Below are 26,224 nucleotides of genomic sequence, written 5' to 3'. Positions count from 1 at the left end.
TCTCGACGTTTCCCTCCACCAACACATGGTGATCACTCGTCCAGCTCGGTCCTCGACCGCTCGAACCAGCCTCAGGAATCGATTGCCCGGTGCGGCTGGGATTCGATAGCGGTGCGCGGGCGGTCCCACCGGCTCGGTTCGTCCTTGCGGCGCGGTGGCCGATCGTTCGCGATCAGTACGGCGATCCACGGCAATGGGATCGAGGCGGCGATGATCAGGATCGAGAGCAAGGCATTGCTGAAGACGCTGTAGGCGATCGCGGCCAGAATCAGGCACGGGATGCGGAACGCCATGATGATGGTGTAGCGGCGGACCCTGGCGCGGTGCTGATCCTCCAGTGACGGCGCGGCCTCGGTGATCAGCACCGGGTGCTTCTCGTCATTGCCGGGGAAGTATCCGCTGGACTTGCGGGGTGGCGTCGGCATTGTCACGTCCGGGCGATCACCGCTGCCGATGTCGTCGGCGTCGGGGGTATCGCCGTGCTGCTGCATACCCCTGAGTCTTCCACTGTCCAGGGCGAACCGCACATGGCCTGGTCAGTTGGATGACTGCGGACCGTCCTCAGCCGAGCCCGCGAGTATGCGGCATCATGGAATCCGTGAGTACCGATACCCTGGTTCGCCCGGATACGACCACCGACGAAACGACGGGCGACGACACCCCTAAGTTCTTCCACTATGTGAAGAAGGACAAGATCGCCGAGAGCGCCGTCATGGGCACCCACGTGGTCGCCCTCTGTGGTGAGGTTTTCCCGGTGACGCGCTCGGCGAAGCCCGGCTCGCCGGTGTGCCCGGAGTGCAAGAAGGTCTACGACGGCTTGCGCAAGGGCTGAGATGGTGACGAACCGCCCGGCGCGCTGAACCGTGTCCGGGCGGCATTGGTGTCGCCGTCCGCCCGCTCGATCGGCCCCTGAGCCTCCGGTGGGTTCGGGGGCTTCGCTGTGGCCGGATCATCCTGGTCGGCGTCGGAGTCGTCCCCGCCCAACTGATTGGACAACCATTCCTTCACCTGGTCGATGCGGGTGCTGCGGGCGGGCCAGAATTCCTGCACCGCGGCGTTGAATTCCGCGCCGAGGATGACCGCGAAGCCCAGGAAGAACGTGAACAGCAGGAACGCGATCGGCGTCGCGAGCGCGCCGTAGCTGATGCCGGTCCTGGTGACCCAGCCCAGATACCGGCGCAGCCCTTCACTGGCGGCCATGAAGAACACGCCCGCGACCAGCGCGCCGCCGAACAAGCGGTGCCATGGCAGCGATTTGTGCAGTGCCAGCTTGTACAGCGTGGTGAGCCCGATGATCAGCAGCAGGCCGACACCCGGGTAATAGAACGAGTCGATCAGCCGCAGCCCGGGTTCGCGCCACGAATCCGGCAGCACCCGACCGATCAGCGTCGGCCCCAGCGCGATCAGCGGCAAGAGGAACACCGCGACCACCAGGAACAGCACATACAGCAGCAAGGCGAAGATGCGCTGCCACACCGGATGCCGAGCGTCCTTCTGACCGTGCGCCTCGACGATCGAATCCACGAAGGTCGACATCGCCGAGGACCCGGCCCACAGCGACATCACGAAACCCACCGAGACGAAGGCGGCGCGTCCGCGACCGAGCACATCGGTGACCGTCGGTTCGATCAGATCACTCACCACACTGGCACTGAAGAGGTCCCGGCTGAACGCGATGATCTTCTGCTGGACGATCTGCACCGTGTCCGGCCCGAACCATTCCCCGACGTAACCGAGGCTGCCGAGGACCCCGAGCAGCAGCGGCGCCAGCGACATCGTCTGCCAGAACGCCGCGGCCGCGGATTTGGCGAAAATCGAATCGTCCCACGACTTCACCGCCACCCGCGCGACGAGTTTGCCACCCTGTCGCGCGGCATGGGCGACCCCCGTCGCGGCGTTGCGGGCGTAGGTCGCCGCGTTGGGTTCCGCGCCGCCTCCACCACTGTGGATCGGCTGGTCGCCGGTCCCCGGGGGATGGCGTGGTAGGGCACTTTCGTCGGTCATGATGTCTAACAGCATCGCGCATCCGGGCATATTGTTCCGGTTTGCCGTGGCATCGAGTCGATGGGAAGCAGATGAACACGGCGTGGCGCACGGTTCGGCGTGTGATGCCCGTCGCCCATGCCGCGTCGGTTTGGCGACACGCCATGGGGGACAGCTAGGGTCGTCTTCGTGACTGTGTCGGGTGGCGCCGCTGTGGCGGGAGAAGCGGAAACACCGGGCGATTCGCAACAATCGAGCGCCGCGGTTTCCACAGGTGGTTCGCTACGTGCCTGGCAGCGCCGGGCCCTGATGAAGTACTTGTCCACCAAGCCGAGGGACTTCCTCGCGGTGGCGACGCCCGGCGCGGGTAAGACCACATTCGCCCTGCGGGTAGCGGCCGAACTGCTGGCCGACCGCACCGTCGACCAGGTCACCGTGGTCGCCCCGACCGAACACCTCAAACATCAGTGGGCCCAATCGGCGGCCCGCGTGGGCATTCAGCTGGATTCGCGCTTCTCCAACGCGACCGGTGCGACCTCCGGCGACTATCACGGCGTCGTGGTCACCTACGCGCAGATCGCCTCGCATCCCGCGCGGCACCGCGTTCGCACCGAAAGACGCAGGACGCTGGTGATTCTCGACGAGATCCACCATGCGGGCGATGCGAAGTCCTGGGGTGAGGCGACCGCCGAGGCGTTCGGTGATGCCACTCGTCGGCTCGCGCTGACCGGCACCCCGTTCCGCAGCGATGACAGTCAGATCCCGTTCGTAACCTATGAACCCGATGAGGCCGGTTTCCCGCGCTCGCGTGCCGACCACACCTACGGCTACGCGGAGGCATTGGCCGACGGCGTCGTCCGGCCCGTGGTCTTTCTGGCGTATTCCGGCGAGGCGCACTGGCGCGACAGCGCGGGCGAGGAGTATTCGGCCCGCCTCGGTGAGCCGCTGAGCGCCGAACACACCGCCCGTGCGTGGCGCACCGCACTGGATCCGGCTGGCGATTGGATGTCCAAGGTGCTCGTCGCCGCGGACACTCGGCTGCGCCAATTGCGTGCGAGCGGTATGCCCGATGCCGGTGGTCTGGTGATCGCTACCGATCAGGAGCGGGCCCGCGACTACGCCGAACTGCTGGAACACATCTCGGGCGAGCGGCCCGCGGTGGTGCTCTCGGATGATCCGTCCTCCTCGAACCGGATCGCCGAATTCAGCAAGAACACCCAGCCGTGGATGGTCGCGGTGCGCATGGTGTCCGAGGGCGTTGACGTGCCGCGCCTCGCGGTCGGCGTCTACGCGACCAGTGCCTCGACCCCGCTGTACTTCGCCCAGGCCATCGGCCGGTTCGTGCGTGCGCGCAAGCCGGGCGAGACCGCCAGTGTGTTCCTGCCGTCGGTGCCGGTGCTGCTCGATCTGGCCGCGCAGCTGGAGTTGCAGCGCGATCATGTCATCGGCAAGCCGCACCGCGAGCAGAACGGCCTCGAAGACGAACTCCTGATGGAGGCGAACAAGCAGAAGGACGAGCCGGGCGAGGACGAGAAGCCCTTCGTCGCACTTGCCGCCGACGCCGAACTCGACCAGGTGATCTACGACGGATCCTCCTTCGGCACAGCCACGTTCGCGGGAAGCGCGGAGGAGGCGGACTACCTCGGGATTCCCGGACTATTGGATGCGGAGCAGATGCGGGCGCTGCTGCGTGAACGTCAGTCGAAGCAGCTCGCCGAACGCGGTGAGGCCGCGACGCCCGATCCTGGTCCGCAGGTCGCATCGGCCGCCGAACGGGTCGCGACCGCGGACAAGCTCGGTGAGTTGCGTCGCGAGCTCAACAGCCTGGTCGCCATGCACCACCATCGCACCGGTAAGCCACACGGTGTGATCCATGGTGAGTTGCGCCGTGAATGCGGCGGTCCGCCAACGGCATTGGCCACCGCGGACCAACTCGGCGAGCGCATCGCGGCCCTGCGCCGCAAGTAACCGAGCGATCAGCGTGCGACGGCCGCCGCGGGCCACGCCGCCATGGCGCAGTCGATGGATTGGGTGAGTTCACTGTGCGAAGCGCCGTCGCGAGCCCGGATCGACAGGCCGTACAGGACCGTGGTGTAGAAGCCGGCGAGGGCCGCGGTGTCGGTATCCGGCGGTAGATCGCCTTCCGCGACACCGCGATCCAGGCGGTCGCGGACGTCTTCGGTTGTCTGACGGCGCTTTTCGGCCAGGAAGTCGCGGATTGTTTCGCTGCGCGTGGTGTAGGTGGAGCCCGCCAGCACGACCATGCAGCCGTGCGGTTTGTCCTCGTGGGTGTAGGCGGTGGCGTTGTCGCGCAGCATGGCTTCGATGCTGGCGCGGGCGGTGGGTTCCTCGCGCAGGGCGCGTGCGGTGTAGCCGCCTTCGGTCTCGCCGTACAGCCCGACAGCCGCGCGGAACAGCTCTTCCTTGCCACCGAACGCGGCATACAGGCTCGGTGAGTTGATGCCCATCGCCGCGGTGAGATCGCTCATCGACGAGCCCTCGTAGCCGTGCTCCCAGAACACCTCCATGGCGCGACGCAGCGCGACCTCGCGGTCGAATGCGCGCGGACGTCCACGTTCGGCCATGGCTCGCTCCCTTTCTGTGTCGATCGTTAAATATACCGCTTGACGCCGTCGCCGCTCGTGCGCTTAGCTATTTATGTATTGATCGACACAGAATTAGGAGGAGTTACGATGTCGGATCTGACGGGCAAGGTGGCGCTGGTGACCGGGGGCAGCAGGGGGATCGGCGCGGCGATAGTCCGGCACCTGGCCGCTGCGGGCGCGGATGTGGCGCTGACCTACCAGCACAACGATTTGCAGGCGAAATCCGTGGTCGCCGAGGCGGAAGCGTTGGGACGGCGCGCAATCGCCATCCAAGCCGACAGCGCCGACGCGGGCGCGGTCGTCGCCGCGGTGCATCGGGCCGCGGCCGAACTCGGCGGGCTCGATGTACTGGTCAATAACGCGGGCATTTTCCCGGCCAAGCCGTTCGAGGAGTTCACCGTCGAGGAGATCGACCGCGCGCTCAATATCCACGCGCGGGCGGCCTTCGTCGGCGCGCAGGCGTCGGTCGAGCATATGACCGACGGTGGGCGGATCATCAGCATCGGCACCAACCTGTCCGAGCGCGCCGCATTCGGCGGACTCGCGCTGTACAACCTGAGCAAATCCGCGCTCAATGGTTTCACGAAAGCCCTTGCGCGCGAACTCGGTCCGCGCAGAATCACGGTCAACCTGGTGCAGCCCGGCTCGACCGACACCTATATGAACCCCGCCGACGGAGACCACGCCCGGCGCCAAATCGAGCTGACCGCGCTCGGCCGCTTCGGCACCGCCGATGACATCGCCGCCACCGTAACCTTCCTGGCGGGCCCGTCCGGCCGCAGCATCACCGGCGCGACCTTCACCGTCGACGGCGGCACCAACGCCTGACTCCGCGGCGCGATCACCCGGCGAAGTAGCGGCCGGGGGAGATGCCGACGGTGCGGCGGAAGGCGGCGACGTAGGCGCTCGGGGTGGCGTAGCCGACGCGGCCCGCGATCCGCGCGATCGGCAGGCCCTCGGCGAGCAGGGGCAGGGAGGCCGCCAGGCGGATCTGGGTTCGCCACTGGCCGAAGGAGATTCCGGTTTCGGCGAGGAACAGGCGGGCGAGCGTGCGAGGGCTGGTGGCGGCGTCGGCGGCGAGTTCGGCGAGGGTGCGGGGGTCGGCGGGATGGTGGGTCAGGGCGTCGGCGACCCGCCCGGCTCTGGCATCCACCGGTCGCCGGGCACCAACGGGAATCACGTCCACCGGCTCGATCAGATCGAAGACGACCGCCTCCGCCCGTTCGCGCCGTTCGGCGGCGATGTCGTCGGCGGGAGTGCGCATCGGCGTGTCGCCGACGCGATCGGCTCGGGTGTCCATGAGCGGGTGGGCGCTGAGCGTCCGCTCGTCGATATGTTCGCGTTGCTCCGCGTCCGCTCCTGGCGTGAGGGCGGCGTCGAGCCCGGTGAGATGGTCGAACAGTTCGCGCAGCAGTGGCGAGACTCGCAGCATCGTCGGAGTGGTCAACGGGACCGGGCAGCGATCGGGTGCCACGAAGATGCCGCGCATGGTCGCGCCCTGGATGGTTCCGGTTCGGTGTCGGGTGCCGCCGGGGATCCACAGGGCGCGGGTCGGTGGCAGCACCCAGTACCCGTCGCCGATTTCGACGGCGATGACACCCCTTGCCGCCCAGGCGATTTGGTGCTGCGGATGTTCGTGAGTGTCGAACCAGTAGCCCGCGGAGATGATGCCCGCCCCGAAGACCATGGCGGTATCACCGATCGCGGCCGGGAGTACCACGGATTCGCCGTTCGGCTGACGGGGTAACCGGGATTGCCCGGGAACCAGGGATTGGCCGTTTCGCGACACAACTTGTCACCGTAGCCTGTCGTGGTCACAACCGGCCGCTCCTAGCGTGAATCGCATGGCGATGAACTACCTCCACAAATTGCTGTGCCGGTCGGCGGCCTGGGAGCGAACGAGTACGACGCGGATCGTTCCTTGGGCGCTGTCGGGCCTCGAGCTGGGTGCGTCCACACTCGAGATCGGCCCTGGCTACGGTGCCAATATCCGCGCCTTGCGAGAGCGCACCAGCGAACTGACCGGTGTCGAGATCGATCCGGTGCTCGTCGATCGGCTGCGCACCCGGCACGGCGCCGCGATGACGGTGATCCAGGGCGACGGTGCCGATATGCCCCTGCCGCCAACGCAATTCGACTCGGTCGTGTGCTTCACGATGTTGCACCATGTACCTACTGTCGGGGCGCAGGACGCTCTCTTCGCCGAAGCCTTACGCGTCCTTCGCCCCGGCGGCGTATTCGCGGGCAGCGACGGTCTCGACGGCCGCATATTCCGGCTGATGCATCTCGGCGACACCTGCGTGCCGGTACCGCCGGAGCGTGCCGCCGACCGGCTCGCCCGGGTCGGTTTCACCGATGTGGAGATCGAAACCGGCGCGACAAGCTTCCGCTTCCGTGCCCGCCGCCCAGAGTGAGAAGGCTTTCAGCGCACCGCTATTGCGGTCTCGAAGTAGTCCGCGGGATCGAGTGCGTTGATCGACGTCCAGCGCGCTGACTCGACCGGCCCTATCGAATCTTGCGCTGCTGCTTGAAAATATCCCTGGATCTCCAGCGCCAGGCGAGGGTTCTCGTCAACGCGGCGGGCTATGTCGTAGTACACCGCGAGAACGTGCACACACCGGGCGGTGCGGGCAGAGCAGGAGCAGTCCGTTCCGGCCGGATTCGGCGCCGGACTGATGCCAGCGCCGACCAACGCCCGGTGCATCTCGTCGGTGAGAACCGTGGTATCCGGGATGATTTCGGCGACCGCGATTATTGATGAACGGTCCATGGGCGCGATTTCGAGGTGGGTTACCGAGGCCTGCCCACCGCGGTGGATGGCGGCGCGCACGATGCGCCCTTCGATCGTCGCTTGAACGCCATTGTTACGAGCGATGCTGCGGGCACGGGGGAGTAGCGAGTCCGGTCGGGTCTGGCGCAAGGGTTCGGCGAGCCGGACCCAGTCCATGCCCCACGCGGTGTATCCGAATTCGTTGTCCGCCATCAGTTCTCCCTCTTGCGGCGCAGGATCTGGATGAGCTGGTCGTCATCGAGGCGGGCCAGCGCCGCGATGCCCGCCGAATCGTTGAGGTCCGCGAGCGCGGATTTGCGGTCGTGCATGCCCGCGATGTGCTCCTCGACCGTGGTGCCCGAGGTCAGAGTGGTGATGGTGACGGTGCGGGTCTGCCCGATGCGGTGCACCCGGTCGGAGGCCTGGGCTTCCACGGCCGGATTCCACCACCGATCGAAGTGAACGACATCGGCGGCACGCGTCAGCGTGAGCCCCGTGCCCGCGGCGCGCAGACTCAGGATCAGCACGGGCGGACCGTCTTCGGCTTGGAAACCCGACACGATCTCCGCGCGCTCGGCCTGGTTCAGTCCGCCGTGGAAGAACGGTGCCCGCACCCCGAATTGCTCGTGCAGGTGGCGGACCAGCAGGTCGCCGGTGGCACGGTACTGGGTGAATATCAGTGTCGGATCACCGGTTTCGAGATTGTTGGCCACGATATCGGTGCACAGGTCCAGCTTTCCGGACCGGCCCGCCAATTCACCCAGTTCACCCGTGATCAGCCCGGGGTGGTTGCAGACCTGCTTGAGGGCGGTCAGTGCGGCGAGCACCCGGCTCTGTCGTTGCACGCCATGGCCGAAACCGTCATCGATCGCCTTGTCGAGCAGTTGGTCGTAGAGCCGTTCCTGTTCCGTGGTCAGATCGCAGAGCAGATCGCTGTGGATCTTCGCGGGCAGCGATGCGGCGACCTGAATCTTCCTGCGCGCCAACAGCACCGGCTCGAGCGCATCCCGCAGCCGGGCCGCCGCAGTGGCCGAACCCTCGTGGATCGGCCGGACGAACCGACGCCGGAACTGCGTGCGATGCCCGAACAGTCGCGGCGCCACCAGATTGAGCAGCGCCCACAGCTCCTCGAGATGGTTCTCCACCGGCGTACCCGTCAGCGCGACCTTCGCACCGGCCGTCAACGCCCGCGCCGCCTTGGACACCTGGGTGCGCGGATTCTTCAACGCCTGCGCCTCATCGAAAACGACTGTCGCCCAGGAGCGATCGGCCAGCACGCCACCGTGCAACCGCAACATCGGATACCCGGTCACCACCACGGTCCCGGCCTCATCGGCGACCTCACCCCCACGCCACAGCACCGGCCGCAGCCCCGGTGCGAACCGGGTGATCTCATGAGCCCAGTTCCCGACCAATGACGTCGGACAAACCACCAGCTGCGCCCCGGCCTCGGCCCGCCCGAGCAGAAACCCGATCGTCTGCACGGTCTTCCCGAGCCCCATCTCATCGGCCAATACCGCCCCGCCGTGCGCCGCGACAGTCTCGTGCAACCACCCCACCCCGCGCACCTGATAGGGCCGCAGCTCGGCCTTCAGCCCCGCCCCCAATTCCGCCCCGACGCATCGCGTTTCCCGCAGCACCCGGACCGCGTGCTCGGCGGACACGATCGCCGTCCCGGCGGCATCGGGGATCGCGTGCGCCGCGATCGGCAGCCGGACTGTAGCGCCCGAACCGCTTGCCGACTCGGACCGCGCCGGTGCGCGCAGCACCGATATGCCGCCCGCATCGGACGCGGCGTCGGCTTGCGTCCCGGCTGGTCGCCGTGATGCTTGCCCATCGCATAGTTCGGTGTCGTCCGACAGCACCGCGCGCCACGCATGGACGGACAGGTCCGCCGCACCGAGGTCGAGGTTCAACAGTTCGTCCGGATCGACGAGTGCGCATTCGACATCGGCGACCTCGATCGCCCCGTCCGGACCGGTCGGCACCGCTAAAGAGAGCGTTTCCCGATCGCCATCGAGCACGCGGCCCGGTGCGGAGCCGGTCCAAGTCCACAGCGCGAACATATGGCGGTCGGGCAGATAAGTGGCCTGTGTGCTGGGCAGAGCGATCCCCTAGATCGTCGTATCATGTACGGAGTATTATAAATAACGTACAGCGTACCGAATTAATTCCGTGAGGACCACGTGACCGATCAGGCGAAACAGTTGATGAGCCTGCTCTGGCGGCATGCTGTGCCGCCGCGATCCGGCGGGCGCGGCCCGAAGCAGACGGTGAGTGTGGATGCGGTCATCGCCGCCGCGATCGCCCTTGCCGATCGGGAGGGGTACGAGAAGGTGTCGATCCGGGCGGTCGCCGCCGAACTCGGCCTGCGCCCGATGAGCCTCTACACCTATGTGCCGAGCAAGGAGGCCTTGACCGTCTTGATGGTCGACACGGTCGCACTGGAGGACGTACCCATCCCGACCGATATCCCGGTCCGTGACCGGATGTCCGCGATCGCCGAACAGGTACGTGCGGAACTGATCGCGCACCCGTGGCTGCTGGAGGTGCCACCGTGGCGGCTGGTGCTCGGCCCCGGGCGGATGCGCCGCTATGAACGGCAGCTGGCCGCGATCGAGGGGATCGGGCTGTCCGATCTGGCCATGGATCGGGTGATCGCGGTGCTGTCGGAATTCGCGACCGGCAATGCGCGAATGGCGATCGCCGGAATCCGCAGTACCGCGGAACTGACCGATGCGCAATGGTGGGAGCAGCACGGCCCTTTGCTGACCGAGGTCATGTCGGTCGAGGAGTTCCCGATCGCCTCGCGGGTCGGTGCGGCGGTAGGCGAACGCTATCAAGCACCGTCGGATCCGGCGGGTGACTTCGCCTTCGGTCTCGGGAAACTGCTCGACGGCATCCTGTCCGCCGTAGCGGGACCGCAAACGCCGACAGCGGGCGACCGGTAGGTCGCCCGCTGTCGTCTATCAGCGATGTTCTGTTGTTCGATGCTGTTGTGTCGGGACGCGAGGACTGGTCAGAGCGCGGGAGCCGATTCCGTATCGATCACGGCTTCGAGCTCACGCAAGCGATCCATGTGTTCATTCGCGTGGTGCTGGCAGAAGAGCAACTCGCCACCTGCGGGCAATACGGCACGAACTCGTGCGGCAGCACCGCAACGGTCGCAACGATCGACCGCGGTCAGTGGGGTGCTTGTCAGGGTTCCTGGCATGACTCCTCCGTCCTGGCTCCCGGCACTACAGTCCGTTCACCTGGTGTGGGGCCCGTGGTCACTCCGCGGGCTCGCTACCGCTACTTCCCAGCAGGGGTATGACTACTCTGTCAGACGTTCGGGACGGGGGCTTTGTTCCCGGAAGTGATTCTGTGTGTTTTCGATAACACCACCTGGGATTTCGCTACTGGCGAACACCACTGGTCAGCTATCGAACTCCACTCGACCACGATCACGAACAGGCCTATCCAGTTGTCTACCGGGAGATTACCCGTGATCCATGACACTCACACGCTCGTTCACATTTGCACTCTGGCCGAATGGCTGACCGCCCGGCAAACCGGCGAGTACCGCCCGGAGTCGTTCGAGGAGATCGGGTTCATCCACCTCTCCACGCCGCAGCAGGCGCATCTGCCCGCCAATCGACTGTTCGCCGGACGCCGTGACATGGTGCTGCTGCGCATCGATCCGGCCCGCGTCGGCGCGCCGGTGAAATGGGAACCGGGTGTGCCCACCGATCCCGAATCGATGCTGTTCCCACATTTGTACGGTCCGCTGCCGGTCGGGGCGGTCACCGCCGTGGTCGAGTATCAGCCCGGCCCCGACGGCACCTTCGCGGCACTGGACCCGAACTTTCCGCAGTCCTGACCTACCGGTCCCTGCCCTCGCGCGCCACGATGGCGGCCTGAACCCGGGACCGCACACCGAGTTTGGTGAGTATGCGGGAGACATGTGTTTTGACTGTTGTCTCGCCGATGAACAGCCGTGCGGCGATCTGCGCATTGGACAGACCGTCGCCGAGACAGTCGAGCACCTCGCGTTCGCGTTCGGTCAGCTCGGCCAAGCCGTCCGGCGCGGGGCGGCTCGACTCGCCGTCGGTCGTGGCGAACGCATTGATCACCGCGGCGGTCACCTCGGGCGCGAGCACACCGTCACCCGCGGCCACCGCGCGCACCGCATCGACAAGTGCTTGTCCCGAAGCGGATTTCAGCACGAAGCCGGACGCGCCCGCCCGCAATGTCCGGAAGACGTACTCGTCAAGGTCGAAGGTCGTCAGGATGAGCACCCTGGCCAGGCCGTCGTCGGTGATGCGACCGGTGGCGGTGATGCCGTCGACGCCCGGCATGCGCACATCCATCAGCACCACATCCGGGCGCAGCGCCTTGGCCTGGGCCACCGCGATATCGCCGTCGGCGGCCTCACCGACCACCTCGATGCCATCGGCGGTCTCCAGGATCATCCGCAGTCCGGCCCGGATCGCGCCGTGGTCATCGGCGATCAGTACCCGGATCATCACACCTCCGTCGTCGAGATCGGCAGCCGCGCAAGGACTTCCCAGCCATCGGCGCCAGGTCCGGCGGTGAAGGTGCCGCCGAGCGCGGCCGCCCGTTCCCGCATATTCATCAGGCCGCTGTGGCGCGCATCGTCGGCCGGTCGATTGCGCACAGGTGTGGGATTTCGCACCGAGAGGGCCAAATCCGTTGCCTGCGTGCGCACGTCGATATCGACCTCCTGTCCCGGTGCGTGTTTCATGGCATTGGTCAGTGCTTCCTGGATTATTCGGTAGGCGGCCTGGTCGACCGCACTCGGCAGCGCCGTCCCGTTCAGCGAATCCCGCACGCGCACGGTGATTCCGGCGGCGCGGGCCGCATCGACGAGAATCGGCAGCTGTGCCAGTTTGCGCGGTGCGGCCGCATCGTCCTCGGCGCCGTCGTCGCGGCGCAGCAGACCGATCATGGTGCGCATCTCCTGCAAAGCGCTGACACTATTGGACCGGATCGACGAAATGATCCCGGCGACAGTCGGATCCATGTCCTGTCGGGCCAGCACGCCGAGCGCCGCTTCGGACTGGATGGCGATGGCAGAGAGGTGTCCCGCGATCACATCGTGCAGATCCCGTGCCATCGTCTTGCGTTCGTCGGCAATGGCGGCGCGCCGATCCAATTCGGCGACCAATGTCATCGCCTGTGCGCGTTTGCGTTCGGCCTCGGCGATCTCCTTGTGCCCGCGCACCGACAGCGCCCACCACAGTGGGGTCGCGACGAAGGCGAACAGCGCGGCGATGGTGATCACCGCGATCCGCCAGTCGCCCAGCACCAGAGCAAGCACGGTCAGCACCGCCGAAACCGCCCCGCACACCGTGACCAGCGCGCGCGAACGTGTGGGCGCGGCATACAGCACGCCCGCATAGATCAAGTCCGAATAGATGAGCCAGACCGGCACCGTCGGACCGAGTGCGAAATCGATGGCGAACGGGATCAGCCCGATACCGAGCGCCGACATCGGCATGCGCCGCCGCAGGAAGCTCGCCACGCAGATCAGCGCGAGTATTCCGAACCGCACCGGAAGTGACGGGTGGCGGCTCAGGTCGCTGGCCATCTCGAACAGACCGGTGAGATAGAGCGCGGCGCCGAGGACGAGCGCGAACGCGGCGACCAGCGCGTCCTGCGCGGTCGCCGACAAAGCATCCCACTGCCGCCGCATCGCCCCATCACAGCACATGTCCACGCGTCCCCGGGTCCGCCGAAGGAATGAGTCCCGGTCGATCCGATGTCCGACGTGATCGGACCCGCTCGGGCGGTCAGCCCGTTTTGCCGGTTAGGGTGGAGGGGTGAACGTCGATGTCACCGCCCTACCCGGGATCGGGGTACGCAAAGACTTCCAGCTGCGGTCGGGTCGCCGGATCGGCGTGGTCGATCACCGCGACGGCGGCATCGATCTGATCGTGTCCAAACCCGATGACCCGGACTCCTGCGCCGCGCAAGTGCCGCTGACTCCCGATGAGGCCTCGGTACTCGCCAATCTGCTCGGCTCGCCGCAGCTGGTGGCGAAGCTACGCGAGGATCACCGCGACCTACCCGGAATCACCACCCGTCAGCTACCCATCGGCGAGGATTCGCCGTACGAGGGCCGCACGCTCGGCGAGACCGGAATGCGCACGCGCACCAAGGCTTCCATCGTCGCGGTAATGCGGGCGGGGCAGCTGCACCCCTCGCCGGGACCGGATTTCACCTTCACCGCCGATGACATACTCGTGGTCGTCGGTACTCCCGACGGTCTGGACGCGGCCGCGAAGATCCTGACGCACGGGTGAGAGCGTGAACGCAACCGCGCTCGCCCTTATCGAGCTCGGGGCGGTGTTATTCGCCCTAGGAATGCTCGGGAGAGTGGCGGCACGATTCGGCATGTCCCCGATTCCGCTGTACCTGCTCGGTGGGCTGGCCTTCGGCCAGGGTGGATTCATCCAACTGGGCGCCGCGAACGAATTCGGCCATATCGCAGGCGAAATCGGCGTGGTGCTGCTGTTGCTCTTGCTCGGCCTCGAGTACACCGCGGCAGAGTTGGTGACCGGATTGCGTCGTTCCTGGGCCGCGGGTCTGGTAGATCTGGTCGCGAACGCGACACCCGGCGTGCTGGTCGCCCTGGTACTCGGCTGGGGGGTAACCGGAGCCATCACCATGGCCGGAGTCACCTACATCTCGTCCTCGGGCATCGTCGCCAAGGTGCTCAACGACCTCGGGCGCCTCGGTAACCGGGAAACCCCGGTGATCCTGTCCATTCTGGTCTTCGAGGATCTCGCGATGGCGATGTATCTGCCGATCCTCACCGCGGTCCTGGCCGGTACGAGCTTGCTGAGCGGGCTGACCGTGCTCGGGCTGGCCCTGGCCACCGTGACCGTCGTGCTGGTCGTCGCGCTGCGGTATGGCCGGTACGTCTCGGCCGTCGTGGACAGCGCCGACCGCGAGGTCTTCCTGTTGAAGCTGCTCGGCGCGGCGCTGCTGGTCGCCGGGCTGGCGTCGGCGCTGAATGTTTCGGCGGCCGTCGGCGCATTCCTGCTCGGCATCGCGATCTCGGGTTCGACAGCGCGCGAGGCGACGAAACTATTGGAACCGATCCGGGATCTGTTCGCCGCGATCTTCTTCGTCGCCTTCGGACTCAGCACCGATCCCGGTGCCATTCCGCCCGTGTTCGGTTGGGCGATCCTGCTCGCGGTGGTCACCGTGGTGACCAAGGTCGCGACCGGCTGGTGGGCGGCGAGCCGACAGGGCATCCGCCGGATGGGCCGGGCACGCGCGGGTGCTGCGCTGGTCGCGCATGGTGAATTCTCCATCGTCATCGCGGGTCTGGCGGTGAGCATGGGTGGGGTAGACCGCCAAATCGCCGGACTGGCCTCGGCCTACGTGCTACTGATGGCGGTGCTCGGCCCGATCGCGGCCCGCGTCGTCGAACCGGTCATCGGCATGGTGCAGCGCCGCTTCAACCCCGCTGTCAGCACCGGATAGTGGCCGTGCCGCAACGGAACTCGGCTCGGTGTCGCTACCGGCCGCGGTAATCGGGGCCGCGGCAAGTGGATTCGCCGCCGAAACCGGTGTCGGCACGGCGGAGGTCGCCTCGCGTTCGGTACGCAGCCGTTCGATGCGCCGCCAGAAGGTCGACGCGACGAATCCGACCGCCAGGCCGATCAGGGCCGCGCACATATGCCCGTAGTCGGTGAAGGTCGGTCCGATCAATAGCGCCGAGGCGAGGAATACGATGATGACAGCGGCCCACAGCGCGCGGATCACGCCGCGGAAGTGGAAGGCCATGGCCGCCAGAACCGCGGTGAACCCATAGCTGGTGCCGACATCCGCGGCGTATTGCACGCGCACCGGGATGACGTGATGGTCGATGGCATGGTCGATCGCCGTGACGGTGAGCAGTGTCGCGCCGATATGTCCGGTCGCGAACAGCAGAATCCAGCGACTGGTGCCGAGCCAGCGTTCGGCGAAGCCCATCACCACCAGAATCTCCGCGATGGTGACCCAGGGAAATTGGCCCTGAGTCCAGAACGCCGAGGCCACCAGCACCTGGATCGGGTTGTGCTGCATGTTGTAGAGATTGGTGGAGGCCGAGAAGATCAGCCTGCGTTCCACCGAATCGCCGACGCCGCGCAGCGTCCACCAGGTGACGAACAAGGTGAACGCGTAGGCCGTGCTGGCCGGTGCGCCGGACAGGTGCTGGCGCAGTTCGGGCAGCAGTCGGCGCAGTAACCGGGGCCGACGCGCCCACGACCAGACCGCACGCAACTCCGCACCAAGGTCGACGGTCTGCGTCCAGGGGGAATGGATTCGGCGCAAAGTGGGGGCAACCACGTGCACAAGTCTGCCGGTTCCGCGGCGCTTGTGCCCGCAGACCCGCCCGGTCTGTGTCCTGGCTCACCTGCGCTGGTCGTTCCGCCGTAACGTCCGTTCGCCACCCGGGCACAGGATCGCACGGGCGATGCGCCGTCCCCCGATCCGGCAACTTGGCGATGCGCTGCCGCGTGCTCCGGCAACTTCTGCCAGTTTCTTGCGAATTCCGCAGCCGAGCCGCGAGCATGCGACGTCGGTCAAGTCCGATTGGCGACTGAGCCTGCTCGGGGTCGGCGGCACTGGGCCGCAATGAGACTCGGCATGCGTACCGGAATCGTCGCGGTGTCCTTGCAACTGTGCGAACGCCCGCTGTCGACTGGCGAACTCACGAGATGCCTTGTGTCCCAGCGATATCGGTGCTGATCGATTGCCGGAAGCGTCTAACGATGGGATTCGGCCACGGTGGACCGCTCGGTATGTGTGAGGCACGGGTGATCGCCGCTGGGTAGCGGACACTGTCTCGCTGATTGGATTCATCCCATGCCAAATTTAGCGGATAGTAGTACTGTAAATCGTCTACCTGCTGGTTCTTGATAAGCGGGCGGCCTCGCGCTGTCGCGATGACGGTCGATGTCCGCCCAACGAGGGAGTTCGCGTGCTGGAAATCGATCACTTCAGCCACGGGTTGCTCACGCCGGTTGTCGCCTATCTGATGTCATTCACCGGATCATTGCTGGGGCTGCGGTGCGTGGTTCGGGCGCGGGCCGGTAGCGGCCACGCCGGATGGCTCGTCGCGGCGGCCGTCGCCATCGGCGGCACCGGTATCTGGGTCATGCATTTCATTGCCATGCTGGGCTTTTCGATCCACGGCGCATCGATCCGCTATGACGTGCCGATCACCCTGCTCAGCGCGGTTATCGCGATGGTGGTGGTGTGGATCGGATTACGGGTCGCGCAGCTGCCGGGATTGGAGCCGGTGGCCCTGTATATCGGCGGTGCGATCACCGGCGTCGGCGTCGGCGCCATGCACTATTCCGGCATGTACGCGATGAAATCCGATGCCGTCATCGAATACGACGGGCGGATAGTGTTGCTGTCCATGGTTATCGCGGTGATCGCCGCGACGGCGGCACTCTGGTTCGCACTGCATATCCGTGGCACCCTGGCCACCATCGGCGCGGCACTGGTGATGGGCGTCGCCGTCTGCGGAATGCACTACACCGGCATGTTCGCGATGCATGTGCAGAACGGTCACCATATGCATCCGCCCGCGGGTGCGGGCGCGACCCAACTGCTGACGCCGCTGACGGTCGGCGTCGGCATGGTGACCATGATGCTGCTACTGCATATCGGCGTTACCGATGTCGACGATCCGGCCTACGACGGTGCGCGTGGACCGCGTCCGACGCGCTACTGGCCGACCAGGGACTGACGACTCGTCACTCGGTCAGCATGTCGCGCAGGCGATTTCGCTCGATTCACGGCCGCGGTACCTCGGTCCGCGTCGGCCAGTACGCGGTCGCGGACGGCATCATCTCGGACTCCACCGGCGGCAGCGGTGGTAGCGGATCGAGTTTGGCGCGTGGCGCGATGCGCAGCGGCGGCAGTTCGATATTGCGCTCGATCTCGGTCAGGCTGACGCTGATGAGCAGGAGCATGGTCACCACACTGGCCACCACGATCAGCGGTGCGATCAGATCCATGGCACCGGCCCCTTCGGGGGTGTGGGCATCTCCGGTGTGCGCGTGCATCGCCGACATCCCGGTGTAGTGCATACCGCAGACCGCCACGCCCATGATCAATCCCGCGCCGACGGTTGCCGCAAATCCCCTGACCCGCAACGTGAACCAGAGTGCGACCGTGGCCGCGACCACCGCGATGACCAGTGACAGCCCTACGCGACGCGCGTCGTAGGTGATCACCGCATTCGACTTCATCGCGTACATGCCCATGTAATGCATGGCCCCGACGCCGAGTCCGGTGATCGCGCCCCCGCACAGCAGGCCGAGCAGTGAGGGTTCGGGTTTGACGACGATGAAAAGTCCGATGCCGACCACGGCGATCGCGGTGATCGCGCTGAGCAGGGTGAGCGGAATGTCGAACCGTATCTCCGAGCCGCGGATCGAAAAGCCCAGCATCGCAATGAAATGCATGACCCAGATGCCGGTGCCGCCGATGGCGACGGCCGCGCCGAGCAGCCAACCGATCCGGTCCTTGCCGGTGCGACCACGCGCGGCGCACTGCAGGCCGAGTAGGCATCCGGTGACCGACATGGAGTAGGCCAGCAGCGGGGTCAGTAGACCGTAACTGAAATGGTAGATGTCGAGCACGCACGCCCCCACTGCCGAAGACAGAACTTTCGGCGATTGAAACAACAGCGGGTCAGACGATACGACAGCCATCGACTCGGTGGGAGCCGAAATCTGGTTTTGCAGAAGTGGTTTCGGTCACTTTTAGGTTTGATTGAAATCCGAATTGGTTAGCGAGGTGGACGCTGTGCCGATTGCCGTCCCGTGGCTGATCGGTTGCGCATAAGAACGCCGAAAGGGTCTGTCGCAGAAGCGATTCGGCTCGAGACTATGGAAAAACCCAATGGGCGCAGGCTGATTCGACGGTAGCGGGACCGTAGGCGGAGCGAATGCGGGCAGAGTTGCCGGTCGATGGAACGACAAGAAGGCCGGGATGCGAAAAAGAAGCGCCCGCGCTGTTGGGCGCGGGCGCTTCGAAAAATCGAGCAGAACGAACTAGTCGAGGTAGTCGCGCAGGACCTGCGAACGGCTCGGGTGGCGCAGCTTGCTCATGGTCTTCGACTCGATCTGCCGGATGCGCTCACGGGTGACCCCGTACACCTGACCGATCTCGTCGAGGGTGCGCGGCTGGCCGTCGGTCAGGCCGAAGCGCAGCCGGACCACGCCCGCCTCACGCTCGGACAGCGTCTCCAGCACCGACTGCAGCTGATCCTGCAGCAGTGTGAAGCTCACCGCGTCCACCGCGACGACGGCCTCGGAGTCCTCGATGAAGTCGCCGAGCTGGCTGTCGCCCTCATCGCCGATGGTCTGGTCCAGCGAGATGGGCTCACGCGCGTACTGCTGGATCTCGAGGACCTTCTCCGGCGTGATGTCCATTTCCTTGGCCAACTCCTCCGGGGTGGGCTCACGGCCCAGATCCTGGAGCAGCTCGCGCTGGATGCGGCCGAGCTTGTTGATGACCTCGACCATATGCACCGGAATGCGGATGGTGCGGGCCTGATCGGCCATGGCGCGGGTGATGGCCTGCCGGATCCACCAGGTGGCGTACGTGGAGAACTTGTAGCCCTTGGTGTAGTCGAACTTCTCCACCGCGCGGATCAAACCGAGGTTGCCCTCCTGGATCAGGTCCAGGAACGCCATGCCGCGGCCGGTGTAGCGCTTGGCCAGCGAGACCACCAGGCGCAGGTTGGCTTCGAGCAGGTGGTTCTTGGCGCGGTTGCCGTCGCGCACGATCCAGGTGTAGTCGCGACGCATCGCGACCGGCAGCTTCTCACCCTGCTCGGCGAACTCGCGCACCTTCTCCGCGGCGTAGAGACCGGCCTCGATCCGCTTGGCGAGTTCGACCTCCTCCTCGGCGTTGAGCAGCGCGACCTTGCCGATCTGCTTGAGGTAGGCGCGCACCGAGTCGGCGGAGGCGGTGAGCTCGGCATCCTTGCGGGCCTGGCGCAGCGCCTCGGATTCCTCCTCATCCCAGACGAAGTCGCCGGAGGCCTTGTCCGCGGCGGACGGTTCGTCGGCCTCGCCCTCCTCGACCTCTTCGGCGACGTCCTCGACCAGTTCCTCGGCCTCGTCGGCGAGATCGTCCTCGGACACCTCGAGATCGCCGAGATCCTCCAGATCCAGATCCTCGGTCTCGAGGTTCTCGTCGCCGCCGGGCTCGCCGTCCGGTCCGGCCTTCTTCGGTCCGGCCTTCTTGGCCGGGCCCTTCGTCGCCTTCGCGGCGGCCTTCTTGGCCGGAGCCTTCTTGGCGGCGGCCTTCTTGGCCGGAGCCTTCTTCGCGGCAGCCTTGCGGACCGGCCGTGCTTCGGTTACATCTGCGGAGTCGGCATCGGCCGATTCGGCGGTCTGACGGGTCGTGGCTACCACGTACGCCCTTTCGTGACGGTCTCGTGCGGCGTCACGCCAGAGTGGTGTTCCGGCGGAGCGGTCTGTCGGGTTTCACCGGCTGAGCGCCGGGTCTGGGGTTTCCGGCTCGCGGCCGGAGTACGTTCCATTGTAACGATCGAACCAGGGTACCTACGGCACGATCCCGGCAACGGCTAATGCCGCACTCTCCGCGCGTCTACGGTGCGATGCCTGCGTCGATCGCCATGGCCGCCCCGACGATGCCCGCGGTGTTCTCCAAAGTGGCCGGAATTACCTGGGTTCGGTTGGTGAGCAACGGAATCCATTGCTCGGCCGCGCGGCTGATGCCCCCACCTGCGACGAAGACCTTCGGCCAGAACAAATTCTCCAGGCCGCTGAGCACAATGCTGACCTGTGCGGCCCACTGCTCGTAGGTCAGTCCGTCGCGATCCTTGATCGAGGCGGCGGCGCGGTGTTCGGTCTCCATACCGCCGATCTCCAGATGGCCGAGTTCGGTATTGGGCACCAGCGTGCCGTGGAACAGCAGCGCCGAGCCGATCCCGGTACCGAAGGTCAGCAGCAGCACCAGACCGTCGAAATCCTTTGCCGCGCCATAGCGATCTTCGGCCAGACCGGCCGCGTCGGCGTCGTTGAGCACGGTGACGGCGCGGCCGTCGAGGGCTTCGGAGAACAGCGCCCGCGCGTCGGTGCCGATCCACGCTCTATCGATATTGGCCGCCGTCTGCGCGACGCCGCCCAGCACTACCGAGGGCAGCGTGATGCCGACCGGGCCGTCCCAATCGGCCTGGGCGACCAGTTTGGCGACCGCGTCGGCGACCGCCTGCGGTGTCGAGGGATGCGGTGTCAGAATCTTTATCCGCTCATGGACCAATGCGCCTGTGGTCAGATCCACCGCGGCGCCCTTGACGCCGCTGCCACCGATATCGATACCGAATGCGTGCCCCCGAGCGGACATGACGTTCCCTCGTTCCCTGTGCTGGCCGATGTGATGAACGCGCCGCCGCACAGGAACTCACCACCGACTGGTCGCGGAGCATGGGGTGATGTGCCCGACGACGGCGTTGTGTCGTGCACGACAAGAGTAATGGGCGGCCATCGGTTCCCGTTCGCCGAGGATCTGTGATGGCATGGGGGCATGCCGGAGACCAGAGCGTCAGTTACCGCCCGCCCGACCGCGACGCCACCCGAGGACGTCGCCGAATTGCGCCGGATCGCGGTCCAACTCGCCGAAACCGCGGCCGCGCATGTGCGCTCGCGCCGCCCCGAGGTATTCGGTCCGGATGGCGCGCGCGACGGCGCGGTGCAGGCGAAAGGCCACCCCACCGATCCGGTGACCATCGTCGATACCGAGACCGAGGATCTCATCCGGCGACTGCTCGGCGAAGCGCGCCCCGGCGATCCGATCCTCGGTGAAGAGGGCGGCGGCAGTCTGGCGGGCGGTGACGGGGACACCGTGCACTGGGTGGTCGACCCGATCGACGGCACCGTGAACTTCCTGTACGGCATTCCGGGCTATGCGATTTCGGTGGCCGCGGTGCGCGACGGACACCCCGTCGCCGGTGCCGTGGTCGATGTCGCGCGGGCGGCGACCTACAGCGCCGCGGTGCGGATGGGAGCCACGAAGGTGACCGGTGACGGCACAGTGGAACATCTGCGCTGCACACCGGTGCGATCGGCATCGATGGCCTTGGTGGCCACCGGATTCGCCTACGGCAAGCACCGCAGGGCCAGGCAGGCGGAACTGATCGCGCGGATCCTGCCGGAGATCCGCGATATCCGCCGCCTCGGCGCGGCGGCACTGGATCTGTGCTTCGTCGCCGAGGGCCGCATCGACGCGTACTACGAACACGGACTCAACGCCTGGGACTGGGCCGCGGGCGCGTTGATCGCCGCGGAGGCGGGTGCGTCGTTGCGTTTGCCCGCGGCGACCAGCCCGGGTGCGGCCGGTGAGTTGGTCGTCGCCGCCGCGCCGGGCGTGGCGAACGAGTTGACCGAACTGTTCGAACGTGTCGGCGCGACAACCGCGATCCCGGACGCCTGAATAACGGATCGCCCCGGTGTGCCGAGACGGCAGACCGGGGCGATGAAGGTCGGTTCAGGTGGAGGTCAGCAGCGTGCCGTGCGCGCCGCCGACAGCAGCTTGGGATCGATGGACGTCGATCCGCCCGGCGCCGGATTCTTCAGCGATTTCAGCACTTCCTCGGCGTCGGGGCTCGGCCGTAGCGATTCGCCGAATACCGAACCGAGCACCAGGTCCACGGTGTCGTCGTTGCGCTGATCCTCGATCAGCTCGGCGCACGGCGCGACCAACTGGACCGATGCGGCGGCCGGTCGGCCGTTCACACCGAAGCGGATCTGGCCGGTGCAGTTCAGGTCGCCATTGACGTAGACCGGATCGTTACCGAATTGCTGCCCCGGCGCGCTCGCGAAGCCGAGATCGCCGAGCGCCGAGGCGATGTGCGAGGCCTGACCGCTCTTGTTGTTCGCGTTCAACACGCGCACCTTGGAGGAGGCCAGCGCCGCCGGTTCGACGTCGGTCAACCGTGACTGGCCGACCCGCTGACCCAGCGGGGCCGGTTGCGGCGATTTGGCGTCGGTGGCCGGGCTCGGCGAATTGCACGCCATCGCGGTTCCGCTGCTGTCCTCGGTGGTCAGGGCCTTGATCCACACCACGGTGCAGATCAGGAGTAGGACGCCGACCAGGATCAACCATGGCTGGTTGCGTCGCCGGACGAAGGGTTGACCCGTTCGATCCGTTGCGCTGCCTTCGGTGATGAGTGAAACCACGTGCACACTCTACGAAAACGTTTCCCGGCTGGACGATGGCAGGCCGATAGAGTCGGTCGAGGTGGGTAAATACAGCGCGAAAGGTCTCGGCGAGTTCACGGTTGGTGTCGATTACCGCTCAGTTTCGAATCGTCTGTGTTTTGATTGCGACTTTTGCTCCTGGGTCCGCTATTGTCTGGCGGCCCAGATCGAAACGCCGCAGCCCAAATCGGTGGTCGGTCGCGGGAACAAGAAGGGCATGTCCTGCGTTTACCGAGCGCTATCAAAGGTGGGTCCGCATGATCCGCCCTGATAGGGGACCGGTGTACGTGTGACGTGCACCACCGGCGGGGCGGTGCTGGTCATTCCGATTCGAGAGAATCGGTGTGAGTGGCCCGGTCCGGGATATACGGAGTAAGGACGAGGGGAAGACGACATGGCAACCGACTATGACGCACCGAGGCGCACTGAAACCGACGAAGTGTCGGAAGATTCGCTGGAGGAGCTGAAGGCTCGTCGCAACGAGGCACAGTCCGCCGTCGTGGATATCGACGAATCCGATACCGCGGAGTCGTTCGAGCTTCCCGGCGCGGACTTGTCCGAGGAAGTCCTGACAGTTCGGGTGATCCCGAAGCAGGCCGACGAGTTCACCTGTTCCAGCTGTTTCCTGGTCCATCACCGGAGCAGGCTGGCCAGCGAGAGCGGCGGTCAGCTGATCTGCATGGACTGCGCAGCCTGATCGGCGGCGCGAGATCTGATCTCCAGCCGAGATCAACGGTCAACCCGCGCTCGGCACGCCCGGCTTCAGCCAGGTATGCCAAGCGCGGCCAAGACCCGGTCCGGCCGTCGCGTACTGATCAGCCAGTACGGCGTCGGATCGTCCGGGTCGTCGAGTACAAGTAGCACCATCGGCCCCACCCATGGCCGATGTTGGACATAGGCGGCGGGGTCGAGCTGGCGGCCCAGCGCCGCGCTCTTGGCGGTGGGGGCCACCGTGGCCGATCTGGCCACGAAGTTCACCGGCAGATGCGCGCGATCGGCGCGGAGTTCGCGGATACCGGAACCGTCCTGGGCGACTTCCACCCGATGGCGGCTCAGCCACAACAGCACCCACACCGGCACCGGAAACAGCAACGCGTAGGGCAACCAGGCGCGCAGACCCGGTGCGCCCATATGGATTTCGGCGGCCAGCAACCCGGCGACGGCGAACGCGATCGGCCACCACCACAGCGGCACCCACAGGCGCTCGCGATAGGGCTCGAAGCTTCGTTGTTGTTCGTCCATAGTCACTGGGTTGGGCTGGTCTGACACGACTCAACACTAATTCACTGAGGTCGAGGGCGTACGCGTAGGCTCGGTGAACGTGAGCGAGCGCAGCGAGCGATTAATCAACACAGCCGCCCGGGCGGTCATGACGGAGCCGAGCGTCAGCGAGGCGCAGTCATGAGCGCCCTTTCACCCATATCTTTGCTGCGGCTTGATCCCGGCATCCCCGTGCCGACGCGTGCCCACCACGGCGACGCGGGCGTGGATCTGTGCACTACGGAGGACGTCATCATCGAACCGGGGGAGCGTGTGCTGGTCGGCACCGGTGTCGCGGTCGCACTGCCGGTCGGCACGGTCGGCCTGATCCATCCCAGGTCCGGACTCGCCGCGAAAACCGGTCTGTCCGTGGTGAATACGCCCGGCACCGTCGATGCGGGCTATCGGGGCGAAATCAAGGTGTGCCTGATCAATCACGATCCGCGCACCCCGATCGAATTGCGCCGCGGCGATCGGATCGCGCAGCTGCTGGTGCAGCGGGTGGAACTGGTCGATTTCGTGGAGGTCGAGGCACTCGACGACACCACGCGGGGTGCGGGCGGTTACGGGTCGAGCGGTGGCCACGCGAGTCTGGCCTCGTCGGCCGACGAGGCGGGCACTCTCGGCAAGGAGGCATGACGGGAATGTTCGGGAAGAGACGCAAGTCCAGCGGACGTGACGAATACGTCGAGGACCGCTACGACGACGAATACGCCGATGAATACGGCGAGTACGCAGCCTACGGCGACGCGGATTACGACGATGAGCCGATCACCGACGAGAACCCCATCATCGATCCGATCACCGACGAGAATCCGATCATCGATCCGATCACCGACGAGAATCCGATCGTCCCAGCCGATTACGTCGCCGCGCACTACGACGACGAACCGGAGTACGACGAGCCCGACTACGACGACGTCGTGGAAATGCCCAAATCCGGCCCGTACGACTACGACGAGGTGGCCGAGCTGTTGGACAATGTCTCCGATCAGCGCCTCGATCTGGGTTCGGTGATCCTGCCGGTGCCGCCCGGCGGCCAACTACAGGTCGAGATGACCCCGGACGGCACCCCACAGGCGGTGCACCTGGCGACCGAACACGGTCGGATCACCGTCGCGGCCTATGCCGCGCCCAAGTCGGCGGGCCAATGGCGTTCGGTGGCAGCCGATCTCGCCGAATCGCTACGCAAGGACGGCGCCAGGGTGGCGGTGGAGACCGGACCGTGGGGTCGGGAGCTGCTCGCCATCACCGAGGGCGCGGATCTGCGCTTCATCGGGGTGGACGGTCCGCGATGGATGGTGCGGCTGGTGGCCGCGGGTCCGCAGGGCGCCGCTGATGACGGTGCGCCGCTGGTGCAGGCCGCGCGAGCGATCTTGACCGAGACCGTGATTCGGCGCGGCGACGATCCGATGCCGGTTCGTGAGCCGCTGGCCGTCGTGCTGCCACCGGAGCTGGCCGAGCAGTTGGCCGCCGCGCATCAGGCCCAGGTGGAGGCCCAGCAGCAGGCAATGGCCGCACAGCAGGCAGCGGTGCAGCCCACCCCCCAGCCGCTGGTCCCGCCGCGCATGCCGAATGAACCGCGCCGCGGCGCGGACGGTTCGGCCATGCAGCAGCTCGGGCTGAACTAGAGCCCCGCGAGTCCCGCGTTTCCGAGAATCGCGGGATTCGCGCCGAGTTCATCCAGGGTGATCCGAATCAATTCGGCGCGCGGGATCAGCTCGGCCCATTCCTCGGCGACCGACAGCGGGTGCACCGGATCGTCGACGGCGGTGACGATCGCGACGGGCACCGCGACGGTGCTCAGTCGTTCCCCGTCGGGCCATTTGTAGTCGGCGGCCTCCTGCAGTGCCTCGGGCAGCCGGGGCCATTGCGAGTGCCAGGACTGGGTGAGCGCGTCGGCGAGCCAGCGCGGACTGCTCGCGCGCATGCGTTCGACCACCGCGTCCAGCCCGTCCGCACGCAACTGGGCCGCGGTCGCGGCGGCGCTGAGCGCGGCCGGGCAGGCGGCGGTATCGGGTCCGGTCCATGCCGGTAGTGCCGCCACTACGCCGGTTGCCGCCTCGGGATGTTCGGCCGCCCATTCCAGTGCGACCGCCGCGCCGAGGGAGATCCCGGTGGCCAGGACCGGGCCGCGCCCGGCGGCCGCATCGAGCGCCGCCCGGTATCCGGCAACCACTCCGCACGGGTCGGGCTCGACGGCGATGAATTCGATTCCGCGTGCCGCACAAGCCGGTCCGAATGCGCGGCGGGCGAAGTCGGCATCCGATCCGGTCCCCGGCAACGCCACGGCGATCGGGGCGCGGTCCGGCGCGAAATGTGGGGAGTCGAACACCGGTCCGAGCGTAGCGGGGCGA

Annotated in this window: 30 protein-coding genes; 14 read left to right on the top strand and 16 right to left on the bottom strand. The window is 66.5% G+C overall.

All coding sequences use genetic code 11. From position 1 onward, the window contains the following. Positions 1–71: 71 nt before the first annotated feature. Positions 72–425, bottom strand: a complete 354-nt coding sequence (locus tag NA5_RS22225) for a DUF3099 domain-containing protein (protein ID WP_062989133.1) — start codon at positions 423–425, stop codon at positions 72–74. A gap of 173 nt (positions 426–598) precedes the next feature. On the opposite strand from NA5_RS22225, the gene NA5_RS22220 reads away from it, so the two are divergent. Continuing rightward, positions 599–832: a DUF3039 domain-containing protein gene (locus NA5_RS22220; RefSeq protein WP_062989131.1), complete on the top strand. Its 234-nt coding sequence runs from the start codon at positions 599–601 to the stop codon at positions 830–832. On the opposite strand, the gene NA5_RS22215 is transcribed toward NA5_RS22220, so the two are convergent. Beyond that, complete coding sequence (locus NA5_RS22215; RefSeq protein WP_084484344.1) at positions 808–2,004, bottom strand: YihY/virulence factor BrkB family protein; 1,197 nt, start codon at positions 2,002–2,004, stop codon at positions 808–810. The genes NA5_RS22220 and NA5_RS22215 overlap by 25 nt on opposite strands. A 288-nt stretch (positions 2,005–2,292) precedes the next feature. Between NA5_RS22215 and NA5_RS22210 the strand changes: the two genes are divergently transcribed. Then, positions 2,293–3,951, top strand: coding sequence for a DEAD/DEAH box helicase (locus tag NA5_RS22210; RefSeq protein WP_245672338.1), 1,659 nt, complete (start codon positions 2,293–2,295; stop codon positions 3,949–3,951). An 8-nt stretch (positions 3,952–3,959) separates the two neighbouring features. Here NA5_RS22210 and NA5_RS22205 read toward each other — a convergent pair whose 3' ends face one another. After that, on the bottom strand, positions 3,960–4,568 hold the full coding sequence (locus NA5_RS22205; RefSeq protein WP_062989030.1) for a TetR/AcrR family transcriptional regulator: 609 nt from the start codon (positions 4,566–4,568) through the stop codon (positions 3,960–3,962). A gap of 108 nt (positions 4,569–4,676) precedes the next feature. Between NA5_RS22205 and NA5_RS22200 the strand changes: the two genes are divergently transcribed. Continuing rightward, positions 4,677–5,417 carry an SDR family NAD(P)-dependent oxidoreductase gene (locus NA5_RS22200; RefSeq protein WP_062989028.1) on the top strand — a complete coding sequence of 247 codons (741 nt, stop codon included), beginning with the start codon at positions 4,677–4,679 and terminating at the stop codon, positions 5,415–5,417. 13 nt (positions 5,418–5,430) lie between these two features. Here the strand turns inward: NA5_RS22200 and NA5_RS22195 are convergent, their stop codons facing one another. Then, positions 5,431–6,378: an AraC family transcriptional regulator gene (locus tag NA5_RS22195; RefSeq protein ID WP_218020137.1), complete on the bottom strand. Its 948-nt coding sequence runs from the start codon at positions 6,376–6,378 to the stop codon at positions 5,431–5,433. A 55-nt stretch (positions 6,379–6,433) separates the two neighbouring features. Between NA5_RS22195 and NA5_RS22190 the strand changes: the two genes are divergently transcribed. Then, positions 6,434–7,003: a class I SAM-dependent methyltransferase gene (locus NA5_RS22190; RefSeq protein ID WP_062989130.1), complete on the top strand. Its 570-nt coding sequence runs from the start codon at positions 6,434–6,436 to the stop codon at positions 7,001–7,003. Positions 7,004–7,011: 8 nt separating this feature from the next. Here NA5_RS22190 and NA5_RS22185 read toward each other — a convergent pair whose 3' ends face one another. Continuing rightward, positions 7,012–7,572 (bottom strand): hypothetical protein, encoded by a 561-nt coding sequence (locus NA5_RS22185; RefSeq protein WP_062989024.1) that lies wholly within the window; start codon positions 7,570–7,572, stop codon positions 7,012–7,014. Then, the gene (locus tag NA5_RS22180; protein ID WP_062989022.1) at positions 7,572–9,425 is read right to left on the bottom strand and encodes a DEAD/DEAH box helicase; all 1,854 of its coding nucleotides are present in this window, start codon (positions 9,423–9,425) and stop codon (positions 7,572–7,574) included. The genes NA5_RS22185 and NA5_RS22180 overlap by 1 nt, the downstream gene beginning before the upstream one ends. Before the next feature lie 120 nt (positions 9,426–9,545). Between NA5_RS22180 and NA5_RS22175 the strand changes: the two genes are divergently transcribed. Then, positions 9,546–10,310 carry a TetR/AcrR family transcriptional regulator gene (locus tag NA5_RS22175; RefSeq protein ID WP_307188885.1) on the top strand — a complete coding sequence of 255 codons (765 nt, stop codon included), beginning with the start codon at positions 9,546–9,548 and terminating at the stop codon, positions 10,308–10,310. A 68-nt stretch (positions 10,311–10,378) separates the two neighbouring features. On the opposite strand, the gene NA5_RS42370 is transcribed toward NA5_RS22175, so the two are convergent. Continuing rightward, positions 10,379–10,573 carry a DUF7455 domain-containing protein gene (locus NA5_RS42370; protein WP_029903635.1) on the bottom strand — a complete coding sequence of 65 codons (195 nt, stop codon included), beginning with the start codon at positions 10,571–10,573 and terminating at the stop codon, positions 10,379–10,381. Between the two features lie 273 nt (positions 10,574–10,846). Here NA5_RS42370 and NA5_RS22165 point away from each other — a divergent pair, with 273 nt between their 5' ends. Next, the gene (locus NA5_RS22165) at positions 10,847–11,221 is read left to right on the top strand and encodes a DUF952 domain-containing protein (RefSeq protein WP_174555255.1); all 375 of its coding nucleotides are present in this window, start codon (positions 10,847–10,849) and stop codon (positions 11,219–11,221) included. 1 nt (position 11,222) lies between these two features. Here NA5_RS22165 and NA5_RS22160 read toward each other — a convergent pair whose 3' ends face one another. After that, on the bottom strand, positions 11,223–11,867 hold the full coding sequence (locus tag NA5_RS22160) for a response regulator (protein WP_062989020.1): 645 nt from the start codon (positions 11,865–11,867) through the stop codon (positions 11,223–11,225). After that, complete coding sequence (locus NA5_RS22155) at positions 11,867–13,057, bottom strand: sensor histidine kinase (protein ID WP_063813526.1); 1,191 nt, start codon at positions 13,055–13,057, stop codon at positions 11,867–11,869. Before NA5_RS22155 ends, NA5_RS22160 begins: the two co-directional genes overlap by 1 nt. Before the next feature lie 127 nt (positions 13,058–13,184). Here NA5_RS22155 and NA5_RS22150 point away from each other — a divergent pair, with 127 nt between their 5' ends. Next, positions 13,185–13,667 (top strand): cation:proton antiporter regulatory subunit, encoded by a 483-nt coding sequence (locus NA5_RS22150; RefSeq protein ID WP_062989018.1) that lies wholly within the window; start codon positions 13,185–13,187, stop codon positions 13,665–13,667. A 4-nt stretch (positions 13,668–13,671) separates the two neighbouring features. Next, a complete protein-coding gene (locus tag NA5_RS22145) occupies positions 13,672–14,856 on the top strand; it encodes a cation:proton antiporter (protein ID WP_062989016.1) in 1,185 nt (394 codons plus the stop codon). Here the strand turns inward: NA5_RS22145 and NA5_RS22140 are convergent. Then, positions 14,758–15,705, bottom strand: coding sequence for a rhomboid-like protein (locus tag NA5_RS22140; RefSeq protein ID WP_174555254.1), 948 nt, complete (start codon positions 15,703–15,705; stop codon positions 14,758–14,760). The two genes, NA5_RS22145 and NA5_RS22140, sit on opposite strands and share 99 nt — an antisense overlap. A 634-nt stretch (positions 15,706–16,339) precedes the next feature. On the opposite strand from NA5_RS22140, the gene NA5_RS22135 reads away from it, so the two are divergent. Then, the gene (locus tag NA5_RS22135; RefSeq protein ID WP_062989012.1) at positions 16,340–17,116 is read left to right on the top strand and encodes an MHYT domain-containing protein; all 777 of its coding nucleotides are present in this window, start codon (positions 16,340–16,342) and stop codon (positions 17,114–17,116) included. A 46-nt stretch (positions 17,117–17,162) separates the two neighbouring features. Here NA5_RS22135 and NA5_RS22130 read toward each other — a convergent pair whose 3' ends face one another. The 3 genes from NA5_RS22130 to ppgK form a co-directional block, all read right to left on the bottom strand. Further along, entirely contained in the window at positions 17,163–18,014 is an 852-nt protein-coding gene (locus NA5_RS22130) for an MHYT domain-containing protein (RefSeq protein ID WP_062989010.1), read from the bottom strand. A gap of 414 nt (positions 18,015–18,428) precedes the next feature. After that, positions 18,429–19,799 (bottom strand): RNA polymerase sigma factor, encoded by a 1,371-nt coding sequence (locus NA5_RS22125; protein WP_062989007.1) that lies wholly within the window; start codon positions 19,797–19,799, stop codon positions 18,429–18,431. Positions 19,800–19,995: 196 nt separating this feature from the next. Then, positions 19,996–20,754, bottom strand: a complete 759-nt coding sequence (gene ppgK / locus NA5_RS22120; RefSeq protein WP_062989005.1) for a polyphosphate--glucose phosphotransferase — start codon at positions 20,752–20,754, stop codon at positions 19,996–19,998. A 180-nt stretch (positions 20,755–20,934) separates the two neighbouring features. Here ppgK and NA5_RS22115 point away from each other — a divergent pair, with 180 nt between their 5' ends. Continuing rightward, a complete protein-coding gene (locus tag NA5_RS22115; protein ID WP_062989003.1) occupies positions 20,935–21,840 on the top strand; it encodes an inositol monophosphatase family protein in 906 nt (301 codons plus the stop codon). Positions 21,841–21,905: 65 nt separating this feature from the next. Here the strand turns inward: NA5_RS22115 and cei are convergent, their stop codons facing one another. After that, positions 21,906–22,586 carry an envelope integrity protein Cei gene (gene cei, locus NA5_RS22110; protein ID WP_062989001.1) on the bottom strand — a complete coding sequence of 227 codons (681 nt, stop codon included), beginning with the start codon at positions 22,584–22,586 and terminating at the stop codon, positions 21,906–21,908. Between cei and NA5_RS40535 the strand changes: the two genes are divergently transcribed. Further along, positions 22,573–22,878: a hypothetical protein gene (locus tag NA5_RS40535; RefSeq protein WP_157110562.1), complete on the top strand. Its 306-nt coding sequence runs from the start codon at positions 22,573–22,575 to the stop codon at positions 22,876–22,878. The two genes, cei and NA5_RS40535, sit on opposite strands and share 14 nt — an antisense overlap. Before the next feature lie 123 nt (positions 22,879–23,001). Next, positions 23,002–23,304: a DUF4193 domain-containing protein gene (locus NA5_RS22105; RefSeq protein WP_062988999.1), complete on the top strand. Its 303-nt coding sequence runs from the start codon at positions 23,002–23,004 to the stop codon at positions 23,302–23,304. A 65-nt stretch (positions 23,305–23,369) separates the two neighbouring features. Here the strand turns inward: NA5_RS22105 and NA5_RS22100 are convergent, their stop codons facing one another. Next, a complete protein-coding gene (locus NA5_RS22100) occupies positions 23,370–23,849 on the bottom strand; it encodes a DUF3093 domain-containing protein (protein ID WP_062988997.1) in 480 nt (159 codons plus the stop codon). 159 nt (positions 23,850–24,008) lie between these two features. Between NA5_RS22100 and dut the strand changes: the two genes are divergently transcribed. Together dut and NA5_RS22090 are read left to right on the top strand one after the other, a co-directional pair. Beyond that, on the top strand, positions 24,009–24,506 hold the full coding sequence (gene dut / locus NA5_RS22095) for a dUTP diphosphatase (RefSeq protein WP_062988995.1): 498 nt from the start codon (positions 24,009–24,011) through the stop codon (positions 24,504–24,506). 5 nt (positions 24,507–24,511) lie between these two features. Beyond that, a complete protein-coding gene (locus NA5_RS22090; RefSeq protein WP_062988993.1) occupies positions 24,512–25,498 on the top strand; it encodes a DUF3710 domain-containing protein in 987 nt (328 codons plus the stop codon). Here the strand turns inward: NA5_RS22090 and NA5_RS22085 are convergent. After that, complete coding sequence (locus NA5_RS22085) at positions 25,495–26,202, bottom strand: alpha/beta fold hydrolase (RefSeq protein WP_084484337.1); 708 nt, start codon at positions 26,200–26,202, stop codon at positions 25,495–25,497. The two genes, NA5_RS22090 and NA5_RS22085, sit on opposite strands and share 4 nt — an antisense overlap. Between the last annotated feature and the right edge of the window lie 22 nt (positions 26,203–26,224).

The organism is Nocardia anaemiae NBRC 100462 (assembly GCF_001612725.1).
GTDB classification, from domain to species: domain Bacteria; phylum Actinomycetota; class Actinomycetes; order Mycobacteriales; family Mycobacteriaceae; genus Nocardia; species Nocardia anaemiae.
This window is presented reverse-complemented; position numbering and strand designations above follow the sequence as displayed.